The organism is Oryzisolibacter sp. LB2S (assembly GCF_040732315.1).
GTDB lineage: Bacteria > Pseudomonadota > Gammaproteobacteria > Burkholderiales > Burkholderiaceae_C > Alicycliphilus > Alicycliphilus soli.
Genome location: NZ_CP160388.1, coordinates 3,091,459 through 3,108,355, shown reverse-complemented (window position 1 = coordinate 3,108,355; position 16,897 = coordinate 3,091,459). Strand labels below are relative to the sequence as shown.

The 16,897-nt window shown below is 60.5% G+C and carries 18 protein-coding genes and 1 tRNA gene; 5 read left to right on the top strand and 14 right to left on the bottom strand.

Features of this window, described 5'->3' with window-relative positions:
- Positions 1-1,740: a type IV-A pilus assembly ATPase PilB gene (gene pilB / locus ABUE11_RS14680; RefSeq protein ID WP_367066044.1), complete on the bottom strand. Its 1,740-nt coding sequence runs from the start codon at positions 1,738-1,740 to the stop codon at positions 1-3.
- Positions 1,741-2,347: 607 nt separating this feature from the next.
- On the opposite strand from pilB, the gene ABUE11_RS14675 reads away from it, so the two are divergent.
- On the top strand, positions 2,348-2,689 hold the full coding sequence (locus ABUE11_RS14675; protein ID WP_367066042.1) for a helix-turn-helix domain-containing protein: 342 nt from the start codon (positions 2,348-2,350) through the stop codon (positions 2,687-2,689).
- 5 nt (positions 2,690-2,694) lie between these two features.
- On the opposite strand, the gene ABUE11_RS14670 is transcribed toward ABUE11_RS14675, so the two are convergent.
- Positions 2,695-2,877, bottom strand: a complete 183-nt coding sequence (locus ABUE11_RS14670; protein ID WP_367066040.1) for a hypothetical protein — start codon at positions 2,875-2,877, stop codon at positions 2,695-2,697.
- Between the two features lie 522 nt (positions 2,878-3,399).
- Between ABUE11_RS14670 and ABUE11_RS14665 the strand changes: the two genes are divergently transcribed.
- The gene (locus tag ABUE11_RS14665; RefSeq protein WP_367066039.1) at positions 3,400-4,419 is read left to right on the top strand and encodes an IS30 family transposase; all 1,020 of its coding nucleotides are present in this window, start codon (positions 3,400-3,402) and stop codon (positions 4,417-4,419) included.
- Between the two features lie 3 nt (positions 4,420-4,422).
- On the opposite strand, the gene ABUE11_RS14660 is transcribed toward ABUE11_RS14665, so the two are convergent.
- The 12 genes from ABUE11_RS14660 to ABUE11_RS14605 form a co-directional block, all read right to left on the bottom strand.
- Positions 4,423-4,815 carry a hypothetical protein gene (locus ABUE11_RS14660; RefSeq protein ID WP_367066038.1) on the bottom strand — a complete coding sequence of 131 codons (393 nt, stop codon included), beginning with the start codon at positions 4,813-4,815 and terminating at the stop codon, positions 4,423-4,425.
- 62 nt (positions 4,816-4,877) lie between these two features.
- Positions 4,878-5,360, bottom strand: coding sequence for a hypothetical protein (locus ABUE11_RS14655; RefSeq protein ID WP_367066037.1), 483 nt, complete (start codon positions 5,358-5,360; stop codon positions 4,878-4,880).
- A 96-nt stretch (positions 5,361-5,456) separates the two neighbouring features.
- Complete coding sequence (locus tag ABUE11_RS14650; protein WP_367066036.1) at positions 5,457-6,341, bottom strand: hypothetical protein; 885 nt, start codon at positions 6,339-6,341, stop codon at positions 5,457-5,459.
- Positions 6,342-6,403: 62 nt separating this feature from the next.
- Positions 6,404-7,018 carry a hypothetical protein gene (locus ABUE11_RS14645; RefSeq protein WP_367066035.1) on the bottom strand — a complete coding sequence of 205 codons (615 nt, stop codon included), beginning with the start codon at positions 7,016-7,018 and terminating at the stop codon, positions 6,404-6,406.
- Positions 7,019-7,505: 487 nt separating this feature from the next.
- Positions 7,506-8,198: a hypothetical protein gene (locus tag ABUE11_RS14640; RefSeq protein WP_367066034.1), complete on the bottom strand. Its 693-nt coding sequence runs from the start codon at positions 8,196-8,198 to the stop codon at positions 7,506-7,508.
- Complete coding sequence (locus ABUE11_RS14635) at positions 8,174-8,437, bottom strand: hypothetical protein (protein WP_367066033.1); 264 nt, start codon at positions 8,435-8,437, stop codon at positions 8,174-8,176. Before ABUE11_RS14635 ends, ABUE11_RS14640 begins: the two co-directional genes overlap by 25 nt.
- Positions 8,438-8,537: 100 nt before the next feature.
- On the bottom strand, positions 8,538-8,987 hold the full coding sequence (locus ABUE11_RS14630) for a hypothetical protein (protein ID WP_367066032.1): 450 nt from the start codon (positions 8,985-8,987) through the stop codon (positions 8,538-8,540).
- Between the two features lie 1,461 nt (positions 8,988-10,448).
- On the bottom strand, positions 10,449-11,705 hold the full coding sequence (locus ABUE11_RS14625; protein ID WP_367066031.1) for a phage/plasmid primase, P4 family: 1,257 nt from the start codon (positions 11,703-11,705) through the stop codon (positions 10,449-10,451).
- Positions 11,702-11,923, bottom strand: coding sequence for a helix-turn-helix domain-containing protein (locus ABUE11_RS14620; protein WP_367066030.1), 222 nt, complete (start codon positions 11,921-11,923; stop codon positions 11,702-11,704). Before ABUE11_RS14620 ends, ABUE11_RS14625 begins: the two co-directional genes overlap by 4 nt.
- An 87-nt stretch (positions 11,924-12,010) precedes the next feature.
- Entirely contained in the window at positions 12,011-13,615 is a 1,605-nt protein-coding gene (locus ABUE11_RS14615; RefSeq protein ID WP_367066029.1) for a site-specific integrase, read from the bottom strand.
- A 161-nt stretch (positions 13,616-13,776) separates the two neighbouring features.
- Positions 13,777-13,853, bottom strand: a tRNA-Pro gene (locus tag ABUE11_RS14610).
- A 24-nt stretch (positions 13,854-13,877) separates the two neighbouring features.
- Entirely contained in the window at positions 13,878-14,861 is a 984-nt protein-coding gene (locus tag ABUE11_RS14605; RefSeq protein ID WP_367066027.1) for a polyprenyl synthetase family protein, read from the bottom strand.
- 167 nt (positions 14,862-15,028) lie between these two features.
- On the opposite strand from ABUE11_RS14605, the gene rplU reads away from it, so the two are divergent.
- The 3 genes from rplU to cgtA all read left to right on the top strand — a co-directional run bounded on the left by rplU (position 15,029) and on the right by cgtA (position 16,842).
- Positions 15,029-15,340 (top strand): 50S ribosomal protein L21, encoded by a 312-nt coding sequence (gene rplU / locus ABUE11_RS14600; protein ID WP_367066026.1) that lies wholly within the window; start codon positions 15,029-15,031, stop codon positions 15,338-15,340.
- Between the two features lie 20 nt (positions 15,341-15,360).
- Positions 15,361-15,618: a 50S ribosomal protein L27 gene (rpmA, locus tag ABUE11_RS14595; RefSeq protein WP_367066024.1), complete on the top strand. Its 258-nt coding sequence runs from the start codon at positions 15,361-15,363 to the stop codon at positions 15,616-15,618.
- A gap of 150 nt (positions 15,619-15,768) precedes the next feature.
- Positions 15,769-16,842, top strand: coding sequence for an Obg family GTPase CgtA (gene cgtA, locus ABUE11_RS14590; protein ID WP_367066023.1), 1,074 nt, complete (start codon positions 15,769-15,771; stop codon positions 16,840-16,842).
- The last annotated feature ends 55 nt before the right edge of the window (positions 16,843-16,897 follow it).

The window sequence follows — 16,897 nt, the reverse complement described above, 5'->3', positions numbered from 1 at the left end:
TTATTCGTTGGTCACGGCCAGCACCTCCTCCAGGGAGGTAAGACCAATCTTGGCTTTGTACAGAGCCGCCTCGCGCAGCGAGCGCACGCCCTCCAGGCGGGCCTGAGCTGCAATGTCCATGGCGCTGCCGTCGCGCAGGATGATGCGCTGAATTTCCTCGGATATCGGCATGACCTGGTATATGCCCACCCGCCCCTTGTATCCGTTGTTGCAGGCGGAGCAACCCACAGCACGATAGGTCACCCAGGAACCGTCAATTTCCTCTTCCCTGTATCCAGCTTCGATCAGGGAGGCATGCGGAATGTCCGCCGGTTCCTTGCACTGTGGACACAGGCGCCGTGCGAGGCGCTGCGCGGTGATCAGGATGACGCTCGATGCGATATTGAAGGGCGCAATGCCCATGTTGCGCATGCGCGTGAGCGTCGTGGGCGCGTCATTGGTGTGCAGCGTGGAGAGCACCAGGTGGCCCGTCTGGGCTGCCTTGATGGAAATGTCCGCGGTCTCCAGGTCCCGGATTTCACCCACCATGATGATGTCGGGATCCTGACGCAGAAACGCCTTCAGCGCTGCGGCGAAAGTCAGGCCCGCCTTCTCGTTGACGTTGACCTGATTCACACCCGGCAGGTTGATTTCCGATGGGTCTTCGGCCGTGGCGATATTCACGCCCGGCTTGTTGAGCAGGTTCAGGCAGGTGTACAGCGAAACCGTCTTGCCGGAACCCGTGGGGCCGGTCACCAGAATCATGCCGTACGGCCGGTTGATGGCGTTCAGCAGACGCTCTTTCTCTTCCGGCTCATAGCCAAGAGCGTCAATACCGAGTTTTGCGCTGCTCGGATCCAGAATGCGGATCACGATCTTTTCACCGAACAGAGTGGGAAGTGTGCTCACCCGAAAATCGATGACGCGGTCCGGGCCGACCTTGAGCTTCATGCGCCCATCCTGAGGTACGCGCTTCTCGGAAATGTCCAGGCGTGAAATCACCTTGATTCGTGAGGCCAGCTTTTCCTTGATGGCAATGGGTGGGGACGCGATCTCGCGCAATTCGCCATCGATGCGAAAGCGCACCCGGTAGCTGTGCTCGTAGGGTTCGAAATGCAGGTCGGACGCACGCATGTTGAACGCATCCAGCAGCATCTTGTGCAGGAAGCGGACGACCGGTGCGTCTTCGACCTCTGCCGGAGCCGTGTCGTTGCTGTCCTCCGGCGCGTCCTCGACTGAGATGTCGCCAAACTCGAAATCTCCGCCTCCGACAATGCCTTCCAGCGTCTCGCTGCTGGTCTTTGCCGTCGCTTCGACCAGTTGGATCAGCTTGTCATATTCGGCGATGACCCAGTCCACCCCCATCTGCGTGGTGAACTTGATCTTCTCGGCGGCCTCCTGATGCGTGGGATCTGCCGTGGCAACGATGAGACGATTGTTGCGCTTGCTCAGCACCACCACGCGGTAGGCCTGACACAGCTTCGGGTCGAGAAGGTCGTGCGGCAGGCGCGAGCGGTCCAGCGCATCCAGGTCAAGCAGGGGGGCGCCAAAGATGGAAGAAACGGTGTGGGCCAGATCGCTGGACGTGACGGCGCTGGCTCCTATCAACTCCGCAATGAAATTCGAGCGGCCCGACAGGGACTTCTTGTAAATTTCTTCTGCGGTCTTCTGGTTCAACTTGCCGACAGACATCAATGCCCGTGCCAGACCGGGTAAGACGACAGGCTGCTCGGCCTTTGGCGTGCTATCAGCGGCGACCATGTAACTAATAGATTCTTGTGGCAATAAACGAAACGATCCTATCATCGCCGATCGCCATGGACATGTACAGGCCTGCGGCACAACCCGTTGCGTGAATGACAGTGAGCAGATGCTTTCTGGCTTGGGTGTGGAAGGCGGCCGCGAACAGGTCCGTCCCTGGAGCCAACTGTGTGGGCGTGTTCAGATCACGGGCGATCCCGGAATCGATTGCGGCGCCCTTGAATCTCTGCCGTTTGGCACAGAACCGCCAGAAAACAAAACAGCCGCGTCGTGGCGGCTGTTCTAAGTGTTTGATTTACAAGATATTTCTGGTCGGGGTGAGAGGATTCGAACCTCCGGCCTCTACGTCCCGAACGGGGTATCCCTTGCCTAAAACGCTGTTCCGTGGATTGGAGCGCTATTGTAAATCAATGACTTACGCTTGTCTTCGCGAAGCTGCGTGAAGCTAAACGCAGTGGCAAACCTGCCCGATTGCCACTGATCTGCCACTGATTTGCCACTGGAAATCGGCCACCTGGTGTGCTTCCTGTAGAGCGCTCTGCGACTGGCTGCGCGCATTTTCGCGTGTTTTGCCTATACACAAGACCTCAACTACATGGGTTCTGTGATGACCACCCCTTCCGCCTTCACCCCGCTTACCAAGCAGGCCGTTGCCGACTCGCTGGGTATCTCCATCCGCTCAGTGGAGAACTGGATAAACGACGGCACCTTGCCTGCGCCTGTCAAGCTGGGCAACCGGGTCTACTGGCACCCGGACGTGTACTTTGGCTGGCTGTCGCGCCGGCTGCAAGAAGCGCCGGTCGCGGAGTCTGAGCCGGTACCGTCCGAATTGCCCTTGGTGCCCACGCCCGCGCCATCCCGCCGTGAGGCCTCCTGCTCGGACAAAGCCGCCTCGCGTCTGCGCGCCAGTACCGAACGCAGGCTTGCCCGGCTCCAAGGGACGAACTGACGCGCTCACCACCCTTCGCCGCACCCTGACGGCGGCCAGTACGGTTCCGGGGCTGGTGGCTGCCAAGCCGGCGGGTGGATGTCTTGCCCGTAGGGGCTGCCGCCCACGTCGATGTACGTGTCCTCGATGAGCGGCAGGCCGGTCGCCGGGTTGATGTCGGGACCGTCGATGTCGAGTTCGTTGTTCATTTGCTGTTCCTCCATGGTTGGCGCATGCCCGCCCGGATCGGGCGGGCATGTGGCGCTCAGTCTTCGTCCGGGTTCATGATGGTGATGTCGTGTTCGGTTTCATCGCCGGGGCCGATGTGCAGGTGTAACGTCACGAGTCGGAGGGCGCAGTTCTCGCGCCACGGGGCACGGCATGAACTTGGAAGGGCACCCGGCAACCACCATTGACCCGCTTTACCATTCAGTTCGGAGACCACATCTCCATCAACTGAAGTCCGTACCGTTTACACAAATTTTCGGACACGCCCAGATTAAGCCGCGGACCCGCCGTAGGCGGAGCCGTCGGCTTGAAGCGCTAGTTAGCATGGTGCTTAGAGCCAGCCAAGCCACTTGACGATACCTGCCCCGGCAACAGTGGAAATGATGCCTCCGATCCATGCCATTACCTTCATGGAGGGTTCCCACTGGCCAGCCTTGAAGCCTGGGTGGCCCGGCGGTCTCAACTCCGAAGTGCAACACCCGCACCCGGGGTAATGTACGCAAATGGGATCGACATACAGGCACTTGCAACCTGAAGAGAGAATGACGCTGGCATCGCTCCACCAGCAAGGCTGGAGCCTGCGGGCCATTGGCAAGCTGCAAGGGCGCAGCCCCAGCACCATCAGCCGCGAGCTGCGGCGCAATGCCTGCGAAGGCAGCTACGCCAGCGCAGTGGCCCAACGCCTGTGCACGCAGCGACGCATTGACTCCCGCCCCTTGCCCAAACTGCATGGCGATGGTTGTCTGTGGTACCTGGTGAGCACCATGCTCAGCTGGTTGTGGTCGCCTCAGCAAATTGCCCGCACACTCAAGCGCATGTACCCCAACGATTCGGCCATGCACGCCAGCCACGAGAGCATCTACACCGCCATCTATGCCTACCCGCGAGGGGAGTTGCGTCGCCAGCTCATCTCGCTCTTGCGCCAGGGCAAGAGTACGCGCCGCCCCCGGTCGGCGGGCCAGGACAGGCGCGGGCAGATTCCCGACATGGTCTCTATCCATGTGCGCCCGCCCGAGGTCAATGACCGCGTGATGCCGGGCCACTGGGAGGGCGACCTGATCAAGGGAGCGGGTAACAAGTCTGCTGTGGGCGTGTTGGTGGAGCGTTCGACCCGCCTGGTACTGCTGTGCAAGATGCCCGACGCCTCGGCCGAGAGTGCGCTTGCCGCGTTTACCAACAAGCTGCGCCAGATCGCCGAGCCCATGCGCCAGACGCTCACCTACGACCAAGGCAAGGAGATGGCGCGGCACAAGGAGCTCGCGGCGGCCACGGGCATGCGCGTGTACTTCTGCGATCCGCACAGCCCTTGGCAGAAGGGCAGCTGCGAAAACACCAATGGCCTGCTGCGCCAGATGCTGCCCAAGGGCACAGACTTGAGCGTGCACGACCAGGATGCGCTGGACTCCATGGCCGACTTGATGAACAACCGGCCCAGGCAGACGCTGGGCTGGGACTCGCCCTATCAAGCGTTCCAGAAATTCATGGCCGCCATCAACGAGAAAAACGCAGCTACCATTCATTGAATATCAACCAGTGGTGTTGCACTTCGGAGTTGAGACCGCCCCCTTAATAAAGTCGTGGGTAACGTCTACACCTGCCTCTGCTATGTCTTGCGGCTTATAGCCCCCGCCTACGCTCAAAAAAAATACGCCGGAGCCTAGCTCGTTGAGGCGGTCAATGCTTTCCCTGACTTTTCGGTTAAGTTCATCTCGTTCGACCGCATCCGGACGCTCTGTTCTGACAATATGAACCGAGCGCAAATCGTTTGGCGAAATCAGATCGTTACCCGAGAAAAAGGAAGTGCCCTTCTCGTACGGTTTGATGAAGCGCTCACTCAGTGCATTGGCATCAAGATCCACGAACAGCACGCGGAGCTTGCTATCCGAACCTACCTTGGCGATGACGTGATGGTGGCTCATGCCTTGAGTGTTAGCGCCTGAATTAAGCCGCGCCGCGAAGCGGCGTGGGCTTGGATGAAATGTTAGAGCACACGGTTGTAGCCACAATGGGAAAGCTGCAGTACACGGAGCAGAGGGTGATTTTCCGAGATGGCGCTACGGCAAGCAATGCCACACGCGATAACCTTTGAGCGGACTTCTGCAACAAACTCATCAATAGAAATAATTTCGCCACCTGCAATGGTGTCTCTACCTTTTGGGTGAGAGGGAAATACAGCAATTTGCCGCAATGGAGTATCGGGTGGCAACCATGAGAAAACCTCACAGAAAATGAGTTTGCGGGCTGCCTCGAATTTTTTTGCGTACCTTGCTTCGCGTGTATCCCAAGTATGAGCATCAACTGACGGCTCGTAATGAACAAGGTCGCCTGTGTGCGGGTTGTAGCCAATGACATCAAGCTCCATTTCCCAGCCGCCATGTTTTAGTCGCCCGACCTTAGTATTTCGACGCACCAAGTACCCCTGCCAGTCAAGGTATTCGACGATGAGTGCTTCAAGGTGAGACATAGTGCTCTCTAACGCCCCAGCTTGCCGGCCGACAGCACGCATCGAAGCTGCGGGATGACGGTCAGGTGCAGCGCCGTGTTGGCTATCTATTTTTGTTTACATTAACTCAAACGGAGACAAAACTCCAGTAAGAACATTATTCTTCTCAATAACCAACCATAGAGTCGACTTAGGACATGCAGTAGAGGCAGCGATCAACTCCGAAACTTGATCCGTTGGTTGTACTGTTGTTGCGGGAAGCAATTTAAGGCCAACCTTGATTGCATCTTCGATAGATCGAGCCAGAGCGTTGTCTTTATCTGTGCGATTCATGGGGTGCAGGTGACAGGCAATAGCCAGCTCCGATAGTAGTTGCCACTGGTCGTCATAAAAGACTGGGAGATGAGAGAATGAGTGAGCTAACATCAGTTGACGCGCATACGCAACTGGTTGCCATGATTCGACAAGAACTGGCGATTTCACCATATAGTCCGCGACAGTGGATTTTCCTTCTGCAGAGTTCATCAATGATTCCTCTAATCCGATACAGAGTTCGACAGCAGCAGAAGTTGCATGGCGAGCGTAGGACCCTGAATGCATTGCGTCGTTTCGAGCGTGACGAAGCGTCTCGTAGAGTGCATCAAAGCGAGTAAAAAAGCCTGGGAATTTGTCAGGCAGAGAAGTGAGCAAAGGAGAGTGTTTAGCCAGATTGCCAACATCTTTCTTATATGTCCCCAAATTCCCTTTCTTTCGGTTGAGGCGCATACCTAACGCCTCAACGGCATAGCAAATCTCATGGAAACCTTCAGCGTCAGCTAAGGCAGAGTAGCGCGCCGCGCGAAGCCTATCACGCATGGCTATTCGTTCTTCTGGCCGTAGGTTGGAGCTATGCATCGGCTTTCCCGTGATGGCTAACGAATCAAGTTCAGCGATGGGGCGCGAAGCGCTTTGTCGCTCCAACGGGGCTGTATGCGCCATTGCGGCATCTCCCTGTTTCGTCATTTGAATAGTCGTGTATGCGGCCGTTTCTCGATGCCATGATTCATCAGCCGCGTGCGTATGATCTACAGATCATTTTCTTTGGCGAATGCTTTGGAAGCCCGTGAGCTTAGTTTTTCCGAAAAATCCCTTGCGGTAAGTGAAATTGAGACGACAGGACAGTTTGGATAGCCGATTCCTGGAATTTCCTTATCATATAGCGACAATATTAGACCGGATTTTCCTTTTCTGTCTATCCAAACTGCAGCGTGCTTTTGCTCTGAATCTGGCTTGCCAAGCTGATTATCAAGAAGTAAAGATAGATTCTGAAACTGCAAACGAGGGTGTGGAAAATCTGAATCTACACACCCCCTCTTTGATAAGAGGAATCCAATCCTGGCGAGACGGCCATTCATGTCAAAATTTAGGCTCCAGCTTAGAAGGGGAAGCTTTCCGATTGTTAGATTGGTCACCGCGGTGGTGCAGGACTCTCCTGGCTCTTGTAGTGAGCAAGCAGGCGCGAATATTCCACCCGTATCGGTTTCTTGCTTTTCTAGAATTGCCAGAGCATCTTTCTTCGAAAGTCCAATCGTTAATTCCTTCAGTCCATTACTTAAGTCAGCTGCCGGGGCGATTGATGGCGCTTCCAATAGCAGCAGAGTTGCCGCACAAAGCGCTGCATACTTGTTCCATTTCTTCATGAGTCACTAACTTCCACCATTGATATATGGAAATCAGCAAAGCCCGCAGTTACCAAACATTCTTGGTGCCTGGCGTCTCGCCAATTCCCCAGGGGTTCAATCGCTTTGCTGCGGATTACTTAGCTGCAGCCATTTGCTCTTGCTGACAAGCGTACTTTGCACTGCCAACAGCAGCCAAACTGGAATTTGACGACGCAGATCCTAACGGATGCAGTCGCACAACGCAGTACATTCTGTCGCATTTCGATTGGCGCCAGTCTCACCGTCCGCTCACCCAAACCTAAGATTTTGCGGATGACGCAAGGCGCCGCAGCCCTTGCGCTACCTGCCCCTCCCGCTTGCGCTGATGGTCGCTCGCGCGCATGGTCCCCCGCTGTGCACACCGCACCCGGCACACGCGGCTCTGCAGGCTCCCAATCCCAATGCGCCTTGCTGCAAACAGGGCGCCCCGTCCCAGGCGGCGCATGGCCGATGCATGGCCCGTGCATCAGAGACGGTCGAGCGATCGCCGCAGTTCCTCCTGCCGCGCAGATTCCACGCGCATCTGCTCGAGCTTCTCCTCCGCCTGCGCGATGTCTTCGTCGAGTTGCATGAGCTCCTCCTGTGCTTCGCGGAGAGTGCCCCGGGTCTGGGCCAAGGCCTCCTCAGCCAGCTCACGCCGCAGCTCGGCCTGCACGGCCCGCTCCTCGGCCTCTTGCGCCCGCTGCTGCGCCGTCTCCACCAGTGTCCGGGCCTCCTCTTGGCGAGCCCGCGCAGGCTCGAGCAGCCGCAGCCGGCCCCAGCGCATGGCCACAGAGGTGCATACCAGCAGGCCGACAGGGACGAGCAGCTTGGCCAGCACCGCCGCCCAGAACGTCAGCGACCTATCGACACCGATGCCGTCGGCGATCGCCTTGCGCCCCGGCCCGGCCACCGACGACGGGCACAGGGGCAGTATGAAGTCGCACGCCGCGGCAATGGTGGCCTGCCCGGACTGGTATGCGAGCTCGGCGGCTCGCGTGCCTTGCTGCTCCTCGAGCATCCGCACCAGTTGCTCATTCTTGGCGATGCATCGCGTCGTCAGTTGCCGCTGGTGCTCTGCATCTCGGACGAGTGACGCCACATAGCGCTCGTCACTGCAGCCGCCGAGCATCAGGGCGCCCAGCAGGGCCAGGCTCAGGATTCGCTGACGAGCTTGCATGTCACCCTCCTGTGCATTCCCTCGGGGACCGTGGTGGTTGCCCGTTGCACCCATTTGTCGGCCGCGGCAATGCGCTCCCAGAAGACCAATGGGGCACCCGGCGCGAACGCCTTGCGGTAGCGCTCAAGCAGCGCCGGCGAGTCGCTGAGGATGAGGACATGGTCGAACTTGCCGCTTCGGATGCCGTGGATGCAGCCGCCGATGAACTGGTCAAAGGAGCGCTTCCACTTGGCAGACAACTCGACCTCGACGGCGACCTGGGTGCCATTGGCGTAATGCCACAGGACGTCGGGAACCTTCTCGTCGGGGGCGCAGTGCCGGCGCAGTTCCCGCTCGGTCTCAAAATCGATGATGTCGCCCGCGGCGCGCGCGCGCCGTTTTCTCCTGGGCGATCACGTCGTGGCGCAGGAGGTTCTGATTGACCTTGTAGGGATTGACCGTGTAGGGGTAGAGCTCGTCCTCACAGGAGAGCATGCGCTCGACCTGCTCGACCCCCAGGGGCGTGAGCGTGAGAAACCCCCTGGGCACGCCCCGGGCGCAGCCGCCCGACTCCGAGCCAGTGAGGGTCAGCAGGCCTTGCTTGACGAGCCTGTGGGCGATGCCGCCGCGCTCGGTGCCGGCCACCTGCGTGAGCACCGAGGCGCTGGACCAGCCCCAGCGATAGACCCAGCGCAGCAGGGCTTCCTGGCGCTCGGCGCCGATTTGCCGGGGCGACTTGCCCCCTTGTTGGACTGCGGCGCGCCAACCCGCGTGCAGGCGCTCAATCTGTTGATTGGATTGATTGGACATAGATAAAGGGGTTCTCCCGTGCGTTGCAGGGCCGAGGGAATCCCGGCCCATATCCACGTATAGCTACGGAACGCAAATACCTTGCGCACTTTTGTGCGGCCCCGGTGGCGTGGGCCGCGGGAGGCGCGCTCCCTCCGGGATGTGACGGGGTGCTGAAGGGGAGGGCAAAGAGGGGGCACATGGGGAGGCACAAGGGGGCTGCGCTTGGCACGCCACGGGGGGCGAGGAGGCACCGATGGCGCTTGGTGGCCATGGCCGGGGGGCTGCGGCATGGGCCTGCGGGGGAGGGGGGCAGGGGGCCCGGGGGCCGCCTGAATGGAGGGCGGGTGAGCGCCTGCCTGCGCGGCCTGGTCCGCCACGCCCATGGCCGGGGAGGGTGCCGAGGCGCGCCTTTGCCGTCGGCGAGGTCTCCGACCCTGGCGCTCGATTTGCGCAGCGTCTATTGCATGTCCTTTCGTCGCCCCGGGTGCTGAAAGCACCTACGAAATGGCATGCCATAGGCGCGGGGCGCGCACCGCCGCCGTGGCGGCGGCACCGGCCGCCATGGCGGCCCCACGCCCTGGGTCGTCTTGCTATGCTGTGCATAGCAATGACTCCTTGCCGGGCATGGCTTACGGCCGCACTTCGTGTCGGCCTGCAGCGGGGGCTGGGTCGCTCGGCTGCGCCGTGCTCCTTGCCGCCCCCTCGCGGGGGGTGCCGCTCATCGCGGCCACCCGGCTTCCGTGCGTGCTCAGACGGTCCTTGCGGCCCGTCTTCGGCCTGACGGCTCGCTACGCGACACTTCGTAAGCCGGGTGGCCGCGCTTCGCTTGGCACCCCCGGGGCTTCGCCCCCCACAGAGCTTTTCCGCCGCAGTCGGCCTGACGGCCTCCGCATCGCGGCGGAAAACTCTGCGGCTCCCCCCACCAGGCTGCCGCCTGGACCGGGGCTACGGCTGACGCCTGCGCCCCCACTGGCGCGGCTCCGGCCGACCTGATGCCTGCGGCATCTGGCTCGTCGTCCGGCCCGCGCCAGCGGCGCCCCCCGCCGATGCTCCTGCGTGGATGCTTCTCCAGCGGCTGTCCGAGCTTGCCAGGGCGCCTGGTCAGGCGCCAGCGCGGATGCTCATGGCTTGCCACAGGTGTCTTGAGGCGCGACAGGGCGAGTGCAGGTCGATCTGAGCGGCACAAGACGATGCGGCAGCATCGTCCCTGGTTGCCCTTGGCTCAGACCGAATTGGGTTGTTCAGCTTGGGCACGAAAAAGCGCCACGATCAAGCGGACGTTCTCCAATGACCACGTCTGACCGGAGTTGTTGCGAAACTTTCTGTATGTCTCATTTTGTTCGCGGGCGAAAGAAGTAGGACATGGAGGACGGCTGGTGAGGGAGCCTTGGTTCCTGGATTGAGCCGGTCAGGCTGGTCATACTGAAGAACAGCCGTACTAGACGGCTGTTCTCGTGACCGAAGCCGGGGCCTTGCTGGTCAGGGCAACTTGACGTTGCAGAGGCGCAGGCGCCCGTCCTTCGTCACCGGCCTGGCTTCGAACACTTCGCCGATGGAGTCGGGCAAGCGCTTCCAAAACTTCGGCGACGACAGTGGCATCATGCCGTTCTCCCGGCACCATGAGACATAGACCATGTACACCTTGGACTTCGACGTGTCTGGAATCAGCGTGCGTTCGATTCCAGCATCTTCGACCCAGGCATGAACGGAGTTGGTCTCTGTGCGGGCGGCCTGCTTGGCGGTCAGCATCGCTGGCGGCGGAGAGGCGTCGAATCGACCCCGTGCCAGCAGACGTTGAAGTCCCTCCAGCGCCCAGTTCAGCACGCCGGTCAACTCGTGCTTGATGATGTAGGCGGCCAAGAGCGGGTCGCGCTCGGAGGCCGGAATCTCGACCGTGAACGGCACAATGTCAAAGCGTCGCCAGAAGCCGTTGGACTGGTCCCGGATGACCGGGATGTGGTTGGCCAAGATGAGCCACTTGCCGAAGACGCGCGTCGTGATGGCCGGAAGGTACTTTCGGTCGATGGGGACAGACTCAGCGGCAATCATGGTCTTGATGGTCTGCTCGCACCAATCTTGCGGCGGGGCTTCGTCGCAATAGATGAGCGACGCGCCCAGCACGATGGCGGCGTGGAAGCCATCCAGCTTGCTCGGTGACGCTGCCGCTATCCGCTCATGAAGGGCCTGCACGATGTTGGCGAGGGTGCCTTTGCCGTTCGCGCCCGAGCCAAGCCAGATCTGGGCGAGCTGGAAGCGCGCATCGGGCAGCAGCGTGTAGCCGATGTACTCCTGAACCCGGTTGCGGACGGCCGGGTCCGGAAGGATTCGGTTCAGCAGCCTCTCGAACGCTTCCGGGCGCGGGGCGGCGGGGTTGTAGTCGCAGCAAAGGGCATGACGCAGCCCGAGCGCTTTGTCATGGGGGCGCAGCACCGGCGAGCCGTCGAGGTGCAGATAGCCGTTCTGCACAGGGATGACGGCCGCGTATGTCGGCTCCGGAAGGGGTTTCAACCAGAGAAGCGCCGTTTGGTGTGCGCTCTTGGCGTTGGCAGCGTTGACAACGCCGTGATTACCGTCGGCAATCCACCGAAGCGCCATGCGCATGGCGGTCTCGTCGTCAATCATGCGCCAGTGCGTGCCGGTCCACTCGTGAAGAAACTGGTTGGCGGACGCGTAGTTGCCCGACCTCTCCAGCATCAGTGCATAGTCGATGGGCTCGAAGGGAGGACGGCGGCTCATGCGTTGCCCCCTTCCCGCGTAGCCGTGGCAGGGATGGCTGCGCGTTCTTCCTTGTGGTGCTCCATCCATTGATGGACATCCGACAGCTTGAAGCGTGCGCGTCGACCAAGGACGATGGCAGGAGGCAGGTCGTTGCCGGCTGCGCGGCGGTTGTGGATGGTTTGTGGTGCGAGAGCGATGTGGGCGCTCAGTTCGCGGGACGTCAGAAGACGTATCATGGGAAACTCCAAAGATACGCAGTCACATGACTGCCTAACGTATAGCGCGAACATCACTGCATGAACGGCGTTTTGCCGTCTTTTTTTTCACACCGCCTTGTAGGGCGCGCGTTCCCAGGTCAGTCGCACCGATGGCAACTGGATGCTGAGAGGTTGTAGCAAGGGCTGCAGCGGCGTTGACTGCGTCGCATTGCACAGGTCGCCCATCGTGACCGCCGCGCCCTTCTTCAGGCGACGCACACCATGGTGGGCCGCAACCTGGTCCGAGTCGGCGAAGGCCGCATCCAAGCGTTTCGCCAAGCTCTGGGCGCAAAGGTGCGCATACCGCAGCAGCATGCGTGTGTCGCGGTGGCCACTGAAGGCTTGCAGGTCAACCAGCGTGAAACCACCCGGTGTGTTGCTGGCGGCTTCTGCGACGCGGGAAATGGCTTCGTGGCGTAGATCGTGGATGCGCAACTCGTCATCGCCGGTCAGGTTTGCTGCTGCGCAAATGCGCACCCACGCCTTCCGCAGTCCGTCAATGGTGACGGGGAACACATGGTCGGATATGCGTGGGAGGGCGCGGAGCATGTGGACGAGGTCTTCGCGGATAGGCAGCTTGCGCGCACGCCCGTTCTTCGTTTCGGGCAGTAGGGCGGTCTGCCTGTCCAAGTCTAGTCGTGACCAGGTTAGATTCAGCGCCTCGCTGCGGCGGGCGCCTGTCATCAGCAGAAACTGAATGAGCGTTTCCAGAAGAGCGACGTGCGTGTACGTTTGCTCGGCCTCGTGCTGATACTGCTCTCGCGCTGCCTTGACAATCTTCTTGCGCCGGTAGACGGTGGAAGCCTCGTTGGCGTCCGACCGCTCTTCCTGCATCAACTGTTCAAGTCGGCGTTCAATGGACTTTGTCTGGTCTTCGGCGCGTACGGCCGCCAGAAGTCGCGCCTCCTCATCGCCCTTAAGGCGCCGGTCCCGTTCGTTGTAATACGTAGGGCGTCGGACGCCGTCCATCGGGCTTTTGACGCAAGGAACCCGCCACATGTCGATGGCGGCATTGCAGGCGGCGGCGAAGATGTCGATCTCTCTGTCCACCGTCGAGGCTGCGACGACCTGAAGCCGCTCGTCGATGTAGTCCCTGAAGTCTTCCGGCACGACATCCGCGAAAGGCTTGCGCACAAACCGGCTGGCATCCGAAGGCTCGCTCATCCGCGCACCGGTCGGCTTGCGCATTTGCTTGCCTTTCAGCGTGGCGTGCGGGTTCGGGTGCGCGGCGAGAATGGCGCCCATGTCTTCGCGCGGCAGTCCTGCGTCTTGCAGGATGGCATTGATTTTGTAGCCCTCGACCTCGAAGCTCTTGTGTCGGGGGGCTTCCTCGCGTAGGTAGCGAATCAGGATGTCTGCGAACGAAGTCCGACGAGCAAGGCCGTAGTCGATGAGGATGCCACGACGACGCTCGCTTTCAATGCGCTGCTTGATGTCGATGGCCTCTTCTTCGCTGGAGGCGAAGAGGCAGAGGTCCGGGTAGCCAACCTGACGCGCACGGATGGCGTAGTGGTTGTTGAGGCTCGCGAGCTTAGGCTTGAAGCCTTGTGCCTTCAGTTGCTCGACGTAGACCTTTATGGCCTTGGCTGCGCTGTACTCGAAGGACTTGGTGAGGTCGGCGCGGTTCTTGACCGTGACTTGAATCTTGGAGCGGTTCTCGATGGATGCCATGTCGGTGTTCCGTGGTTGTGGAACAGGCGTATAGGCATTTCGACGAGGGATGACTGCGCTGTGACAGTGCGAAGTGGCAAAAATTGCCACTGATTTGCCACTGCTGCCATCCGGTTGGCAAATCAAGAATCAAATAAGTCCTTGATTTGCAACGGAATTCCTGGTCGGGGTGAGAGGATTCGAACCTCCGGCCTCTACGTCCCGAACGTAGCGCTCTACCAGGCTAAGCTACACCCCGATGTTTCTCTGACCGGCCGAAAGCTTAGGTTCGGCGTTCGAGAAGCTGAGCCGCCAATTGTAGCAAACCTTTTGAGTAAGAATTGATCGGAAGCTTCGCGGCGGCGTCCATTGCCAGCTGAGCTTGCGTGGCGGCCGCTTCCCGGGTGGCGGTGAGTGCGCCGGTTTCCCGAATGATGGCGACGACGCGCGCAAGCTCGTTGGTGGAGCCGGTCTCGATCACGCTGCGCAAAAACTGGCGTTGCTCCGGGGTGCCGCGCTGCATGGCGACTATGAGGGGCAGGGTGACCTTGCCTTCGCGCAGATCGTCGCCCAGGTTCTTGCCCATTTCCTGTGCGTCACCGTCGTAGTCAAGTACATCGTCGATGACCTGGAATGCGGTGCCCAGAGCCTGGCCATACTCCGCACATGCCTGTTCCAGTTCTGCCGGGCTGTCGGCCAGAATGGCGGCGAGTCGGGCGCTGGCCTCGAACAGCTTGGCCGTCTTGGAGCGTATGACGTCCAGATAACCGGCCTCGTCCAGGGATGCGTCATGGGTGTTCATGAGCTGCTGGACTTCTCCTTCGGCGATGATGTTGGTGGCGTCTGCGAGTACCTGCATCACGCGCAGGCTGTTGGTCGACACCATCATCTGAAAGGCGCGCGAGTACAGAAAGTCGCCCACCAGCACGCTGGCCGGGTTGCCAAAGCTCTCGTTGGCCGTCGGGCGTCCACGGCGCAGGGTGGAGTCGTCGACCACGTCGTCGTGCAGCAGGGTGGCGGTGTGAATGAACTCCACCACGGCTGCCAGATTGAAACGCTGCGCGCCCTGATAGCCCAGGGCGCCACTGACCAGCAGCAACAGTGCCGGACGCAGCCGCTTGCCGCCGGCAGAAATGATGTAGCGGGCGACATCACCAACGAGTGGAACCGAGGATTGAAGGCGTGATGCGATGACCTTGTCCACCTCCCGCATGTCGTCGGCAATCAGGGCGAGGGTGGCGGCGGTGCTGGGGGAGTTGGCGGCCAAGGTGGTTGTTGCTTGGAAAGGTAAAACAGTAATTATAGGAAGCGGCCCGTCCGCTCCTGACCTGCGCTGGCAGGGTAACGCGCGGCTGGTGCTTTGATGCGTGACGTAGTACAATCCGCAGTTCTGTGGAAATTCGTCTACAGAAATTCAACTCAGATGAGGTTTACATGTACGCGGTCATAAAAACCGGTGGCAAGCAGTATCGCGTTGCCGCTGGCGAAAAAATCAAGGTAGAACAGATTGCTGCGGAAGTGGGCCAGGAAATCGTGATCGACCAGGTTCTGGCAGTCGGCAACGGCGCTGAACTCAAGGTGGGCACGCCCCTGGTGTCCGGCGCAACGGTGAAGGCCACGGTCGTGGCTCATGGCAAGCACGACAAGGTGCGTATCTTCAAGCTGCGTCGTCGCAAGCACTACGCGAAGCACCAGGGTCATCGCCAGCAGTTCACCGAGCTGCAGATCCAGGCGATTGCCGCTTGAACAGCTAAGGAGCTTTAGTCATGGCACAGAAAAAAGGCGGCGGCTCTACGCGAAACGGGCGTGATTCCAAGCCCAAGATGCTCGGCGTGAAGGCTTACGGTGGTGAGCTGATCAGCGCGGGTTCCATCATCGTGCGCCAGCGTGGCACGCGCATCCATCCCGGCGATAACGTCGGTGTGGGCAAGGACCACACGCTGTTCGCCCTGGTGGATGGCCATGTGTCCTTCGGCACGAAGGGTGCATTGAACAAGCATACGGTCAGCGTGACGCCGGTCTGAGGCGTCCCGGATCATTGATGCAATCACAAAGCCCCGACGCGTCGGGGCTTTGTTGTTTTTTGCGCGGGGTGCGGCCGTCGTGGCCGCCTTCGCCGATGGCACCCTGGGCCAGTCCGGCAGCGTGGGTGCGGTTCTGTAAACTGGATACCCATGAAGTTCGTCGACGAAGCCTTTATTGACATTGCGGCTGGTGATGGCGGCAATGGCTGCGTGTCGTTCAGACACGAGAAGTACAAGGAGTTCGGTGGGCCCGATGGTGGTGATGGTGGGCGCGGCGGCCATGTGTTTGCCGTGGCGGATCCGAATCTCAACACCCTGGTGGATTTCCGTTTCTCGCGGCGCCATGAGGCCAAGCGCGGCGAGCATGGCAAGGGCTCGGACATGTTTGGTGCCGCGGGCAGCGACATCACCTTGAAGATGCCCGTGGGCACCATCATCAGTGACGCGAACACCGGCGAGCAGCTCTATGAACTGCTCACGCCCGGTGAGGTGATCACGATTGCCAAGGGCGGCGATGGTGGCTTTGGCAATTTGCGTTTCAAGAGTGCCATCAACCGCGCCCCGCGCCAGAAGACGCCCGGCTGGCCGGGCGAGCGCAAGAGCCTAAAGCTCGAGCTCAAGGTGTTGGCGGATGTAGGCCTGCTGGGCATGCCCAATGCGGGCAAGTCCACCTTCATTGCCGCGGTCTCCAATGCCAGGCCGAAGATCGCCGACTACCCATTCACCACCTTGCATCCCAATCTGGGTGTGGTGCGCGTGGGGCCCGAGCAGAGCTTCGTGGTGGCAGACATCCCTGGTCTGATCGAGGGTGCATCCGAGGGCGCGGGCCTGGGGCATCAGTTCCTGCGCCATCTGCAGCGCACGCGGCTGCTGCTGCATGTCGTGGACATGGCGCCCTTCGATGACGCGGTGGATCCGGTGGCGCAGGCCAAGGCGATTGTGGCCGAGCTCAAGAAGTACGATGCAGAGCTCCATGACAAGCCGCGCTGGCTCGTGCTCAACAAGCTGGACATGGTGCCGGCCGAGGAGCGCGCAGCGCGCGTCAAGGATTTTGTCAAGCGCTTCAAGTGGAAGGGGCCGGTGTTCGAGATCTCCGCCCTGACCCGGGAGGGCTGCGAAACCCTGGTGCGTGCCATCTACCAGCATGTGCATGCGCAGCAGCAGTCCCAGGATGCGCAGCAGGAGGTGGATCCTCGTTTTGCGCGGCCCGATGCGCAGGCCTGATCTGCAGGCTTGCGTACCGCAAAAATAATAGCTTCAGCCGCTTGCTAGACAAGTG

What these genes read in the sequence shown, in the direction of transcription:
- ABUE11_RS14640 (WP_367066034.1), bottom strand. Translation starts at nt 8,198, where the DNA reads ATGCAAGCTCGTCAGCGAATCCTGAGCCTGGCCCTGCTGGGCGCCCTG.
- ABUE11_RS14665 (WP_367066039.1), top strand. Translation starts at nt 3,400, where the DNA reads ATGGGATCGACATACAGGCACTTGCAACCTGAAGAGAGAATGACGCTG.
- ABUE11_RS14645 (WP_367066035.1), bottom strand. Translation starts at nt 7,018, where the DNA reads ATGAAGAAATGGAACAAGTATGCAGCGCTTTGTGCGGCAACTCTGCTG.
- ABUE11_RS14660 (WP_367066038.1), bottom strand. Translation starts at nt 4,815, where the DNA reads ATGAGCCACCATCACGTCATCGCCAAGGTAGGTTCGGATAGCAAGCTC.
- ABUE11_RS14630 (WP_367066032.1), bottom strand. Translation starts at nt 8,987, where the DNA reads ATGTCCAATCAATCCAATCAACAGATTGAGCGCCTGCACGCGGGTTGG.
- ABUE11_RS14625 (WP_367066031.1), bottom strand. Translation starts at nt 11,705, where the DNA reads ATGAGCCGCCGTCCTCCCTTCGAGCCCATCGACTATGCACTGATGCTG.
- pilB (WP_367066044.1), bottom strand. Translation starts at nt 1,740, where the DNA reads ATGGTCGCCGCTGATAGCACGCCAAAGGCCGAGCAGCCTGTCGTCTTA.
- rpmA (WP_367066024.1), top strand. Translation starts at nt 15,361, where the DNA reads ATGGCACAGAAAAAAGGCGGCGGCTCTACGCGAAACGGGCGTGATTCC.
- ABUE11_RS14620 (WP_367066030.1), bottom strand. Translation starts at nt 11,923, where the DNA reads ATGATACGTCTTCTGACGTCCCGCGAACTGAGCGCCCACATCGCTCTC.
- ABUE11_RS14670 (WP_367066040.1), bottom strand. Translation starts at nt 2,877, where the DNA reads ATGAACAACGAACTCGACATCGACGGTCCCGACATCAACCCGGCGACC.
- ABUE11_RS14655 (WP_367066037.1), bottom strand. Translation starts at nt 5,360, where the DNA reads ATGTCTCACCTTGAAGCACTCATCGTCGAATACCTTGACTGGCAGGGG.
- ABUE11_RS14675 (WP_367066042.1), top strand. Translation starts at nt 2,348, where the DNA reads ATGACCACCCCTTCCGCCTTCACCCCGCTTACCAAGCAGGCCGTTGCC.
- rplU (WP_367066026.1), top strand. Translation starts at nt 15,029, where the DNA reads ATGTACGCGGTCATAAAAACCGGTGGCAAGCAGTATCGCGTTGCCGCT.
- ABUE11_RS14650 (WP_367066036.1), bottom strand. Translation starts at nt 6,341, where the DNA reads ATGACGAAACAGGGAGATGCCGCAATGGCGCATACAGCCCCGTTGGAG.
- ABUE11_RS14615 (WP_367066029.1), bottom strand. Translation starts at nt 13,615, where the DNA reads ATGGCATCCATCGAGAACCGCTCCAAGATTCAAGTCACGGTCAAGAAC.
- cgtA (WP_367066023.1), top strand. Translation starts at nt 15,769, where the DNA reads ATGAAGTTCGTCGACGAAGCCTTTATTGACATTGCGGCTGGTGATGGC.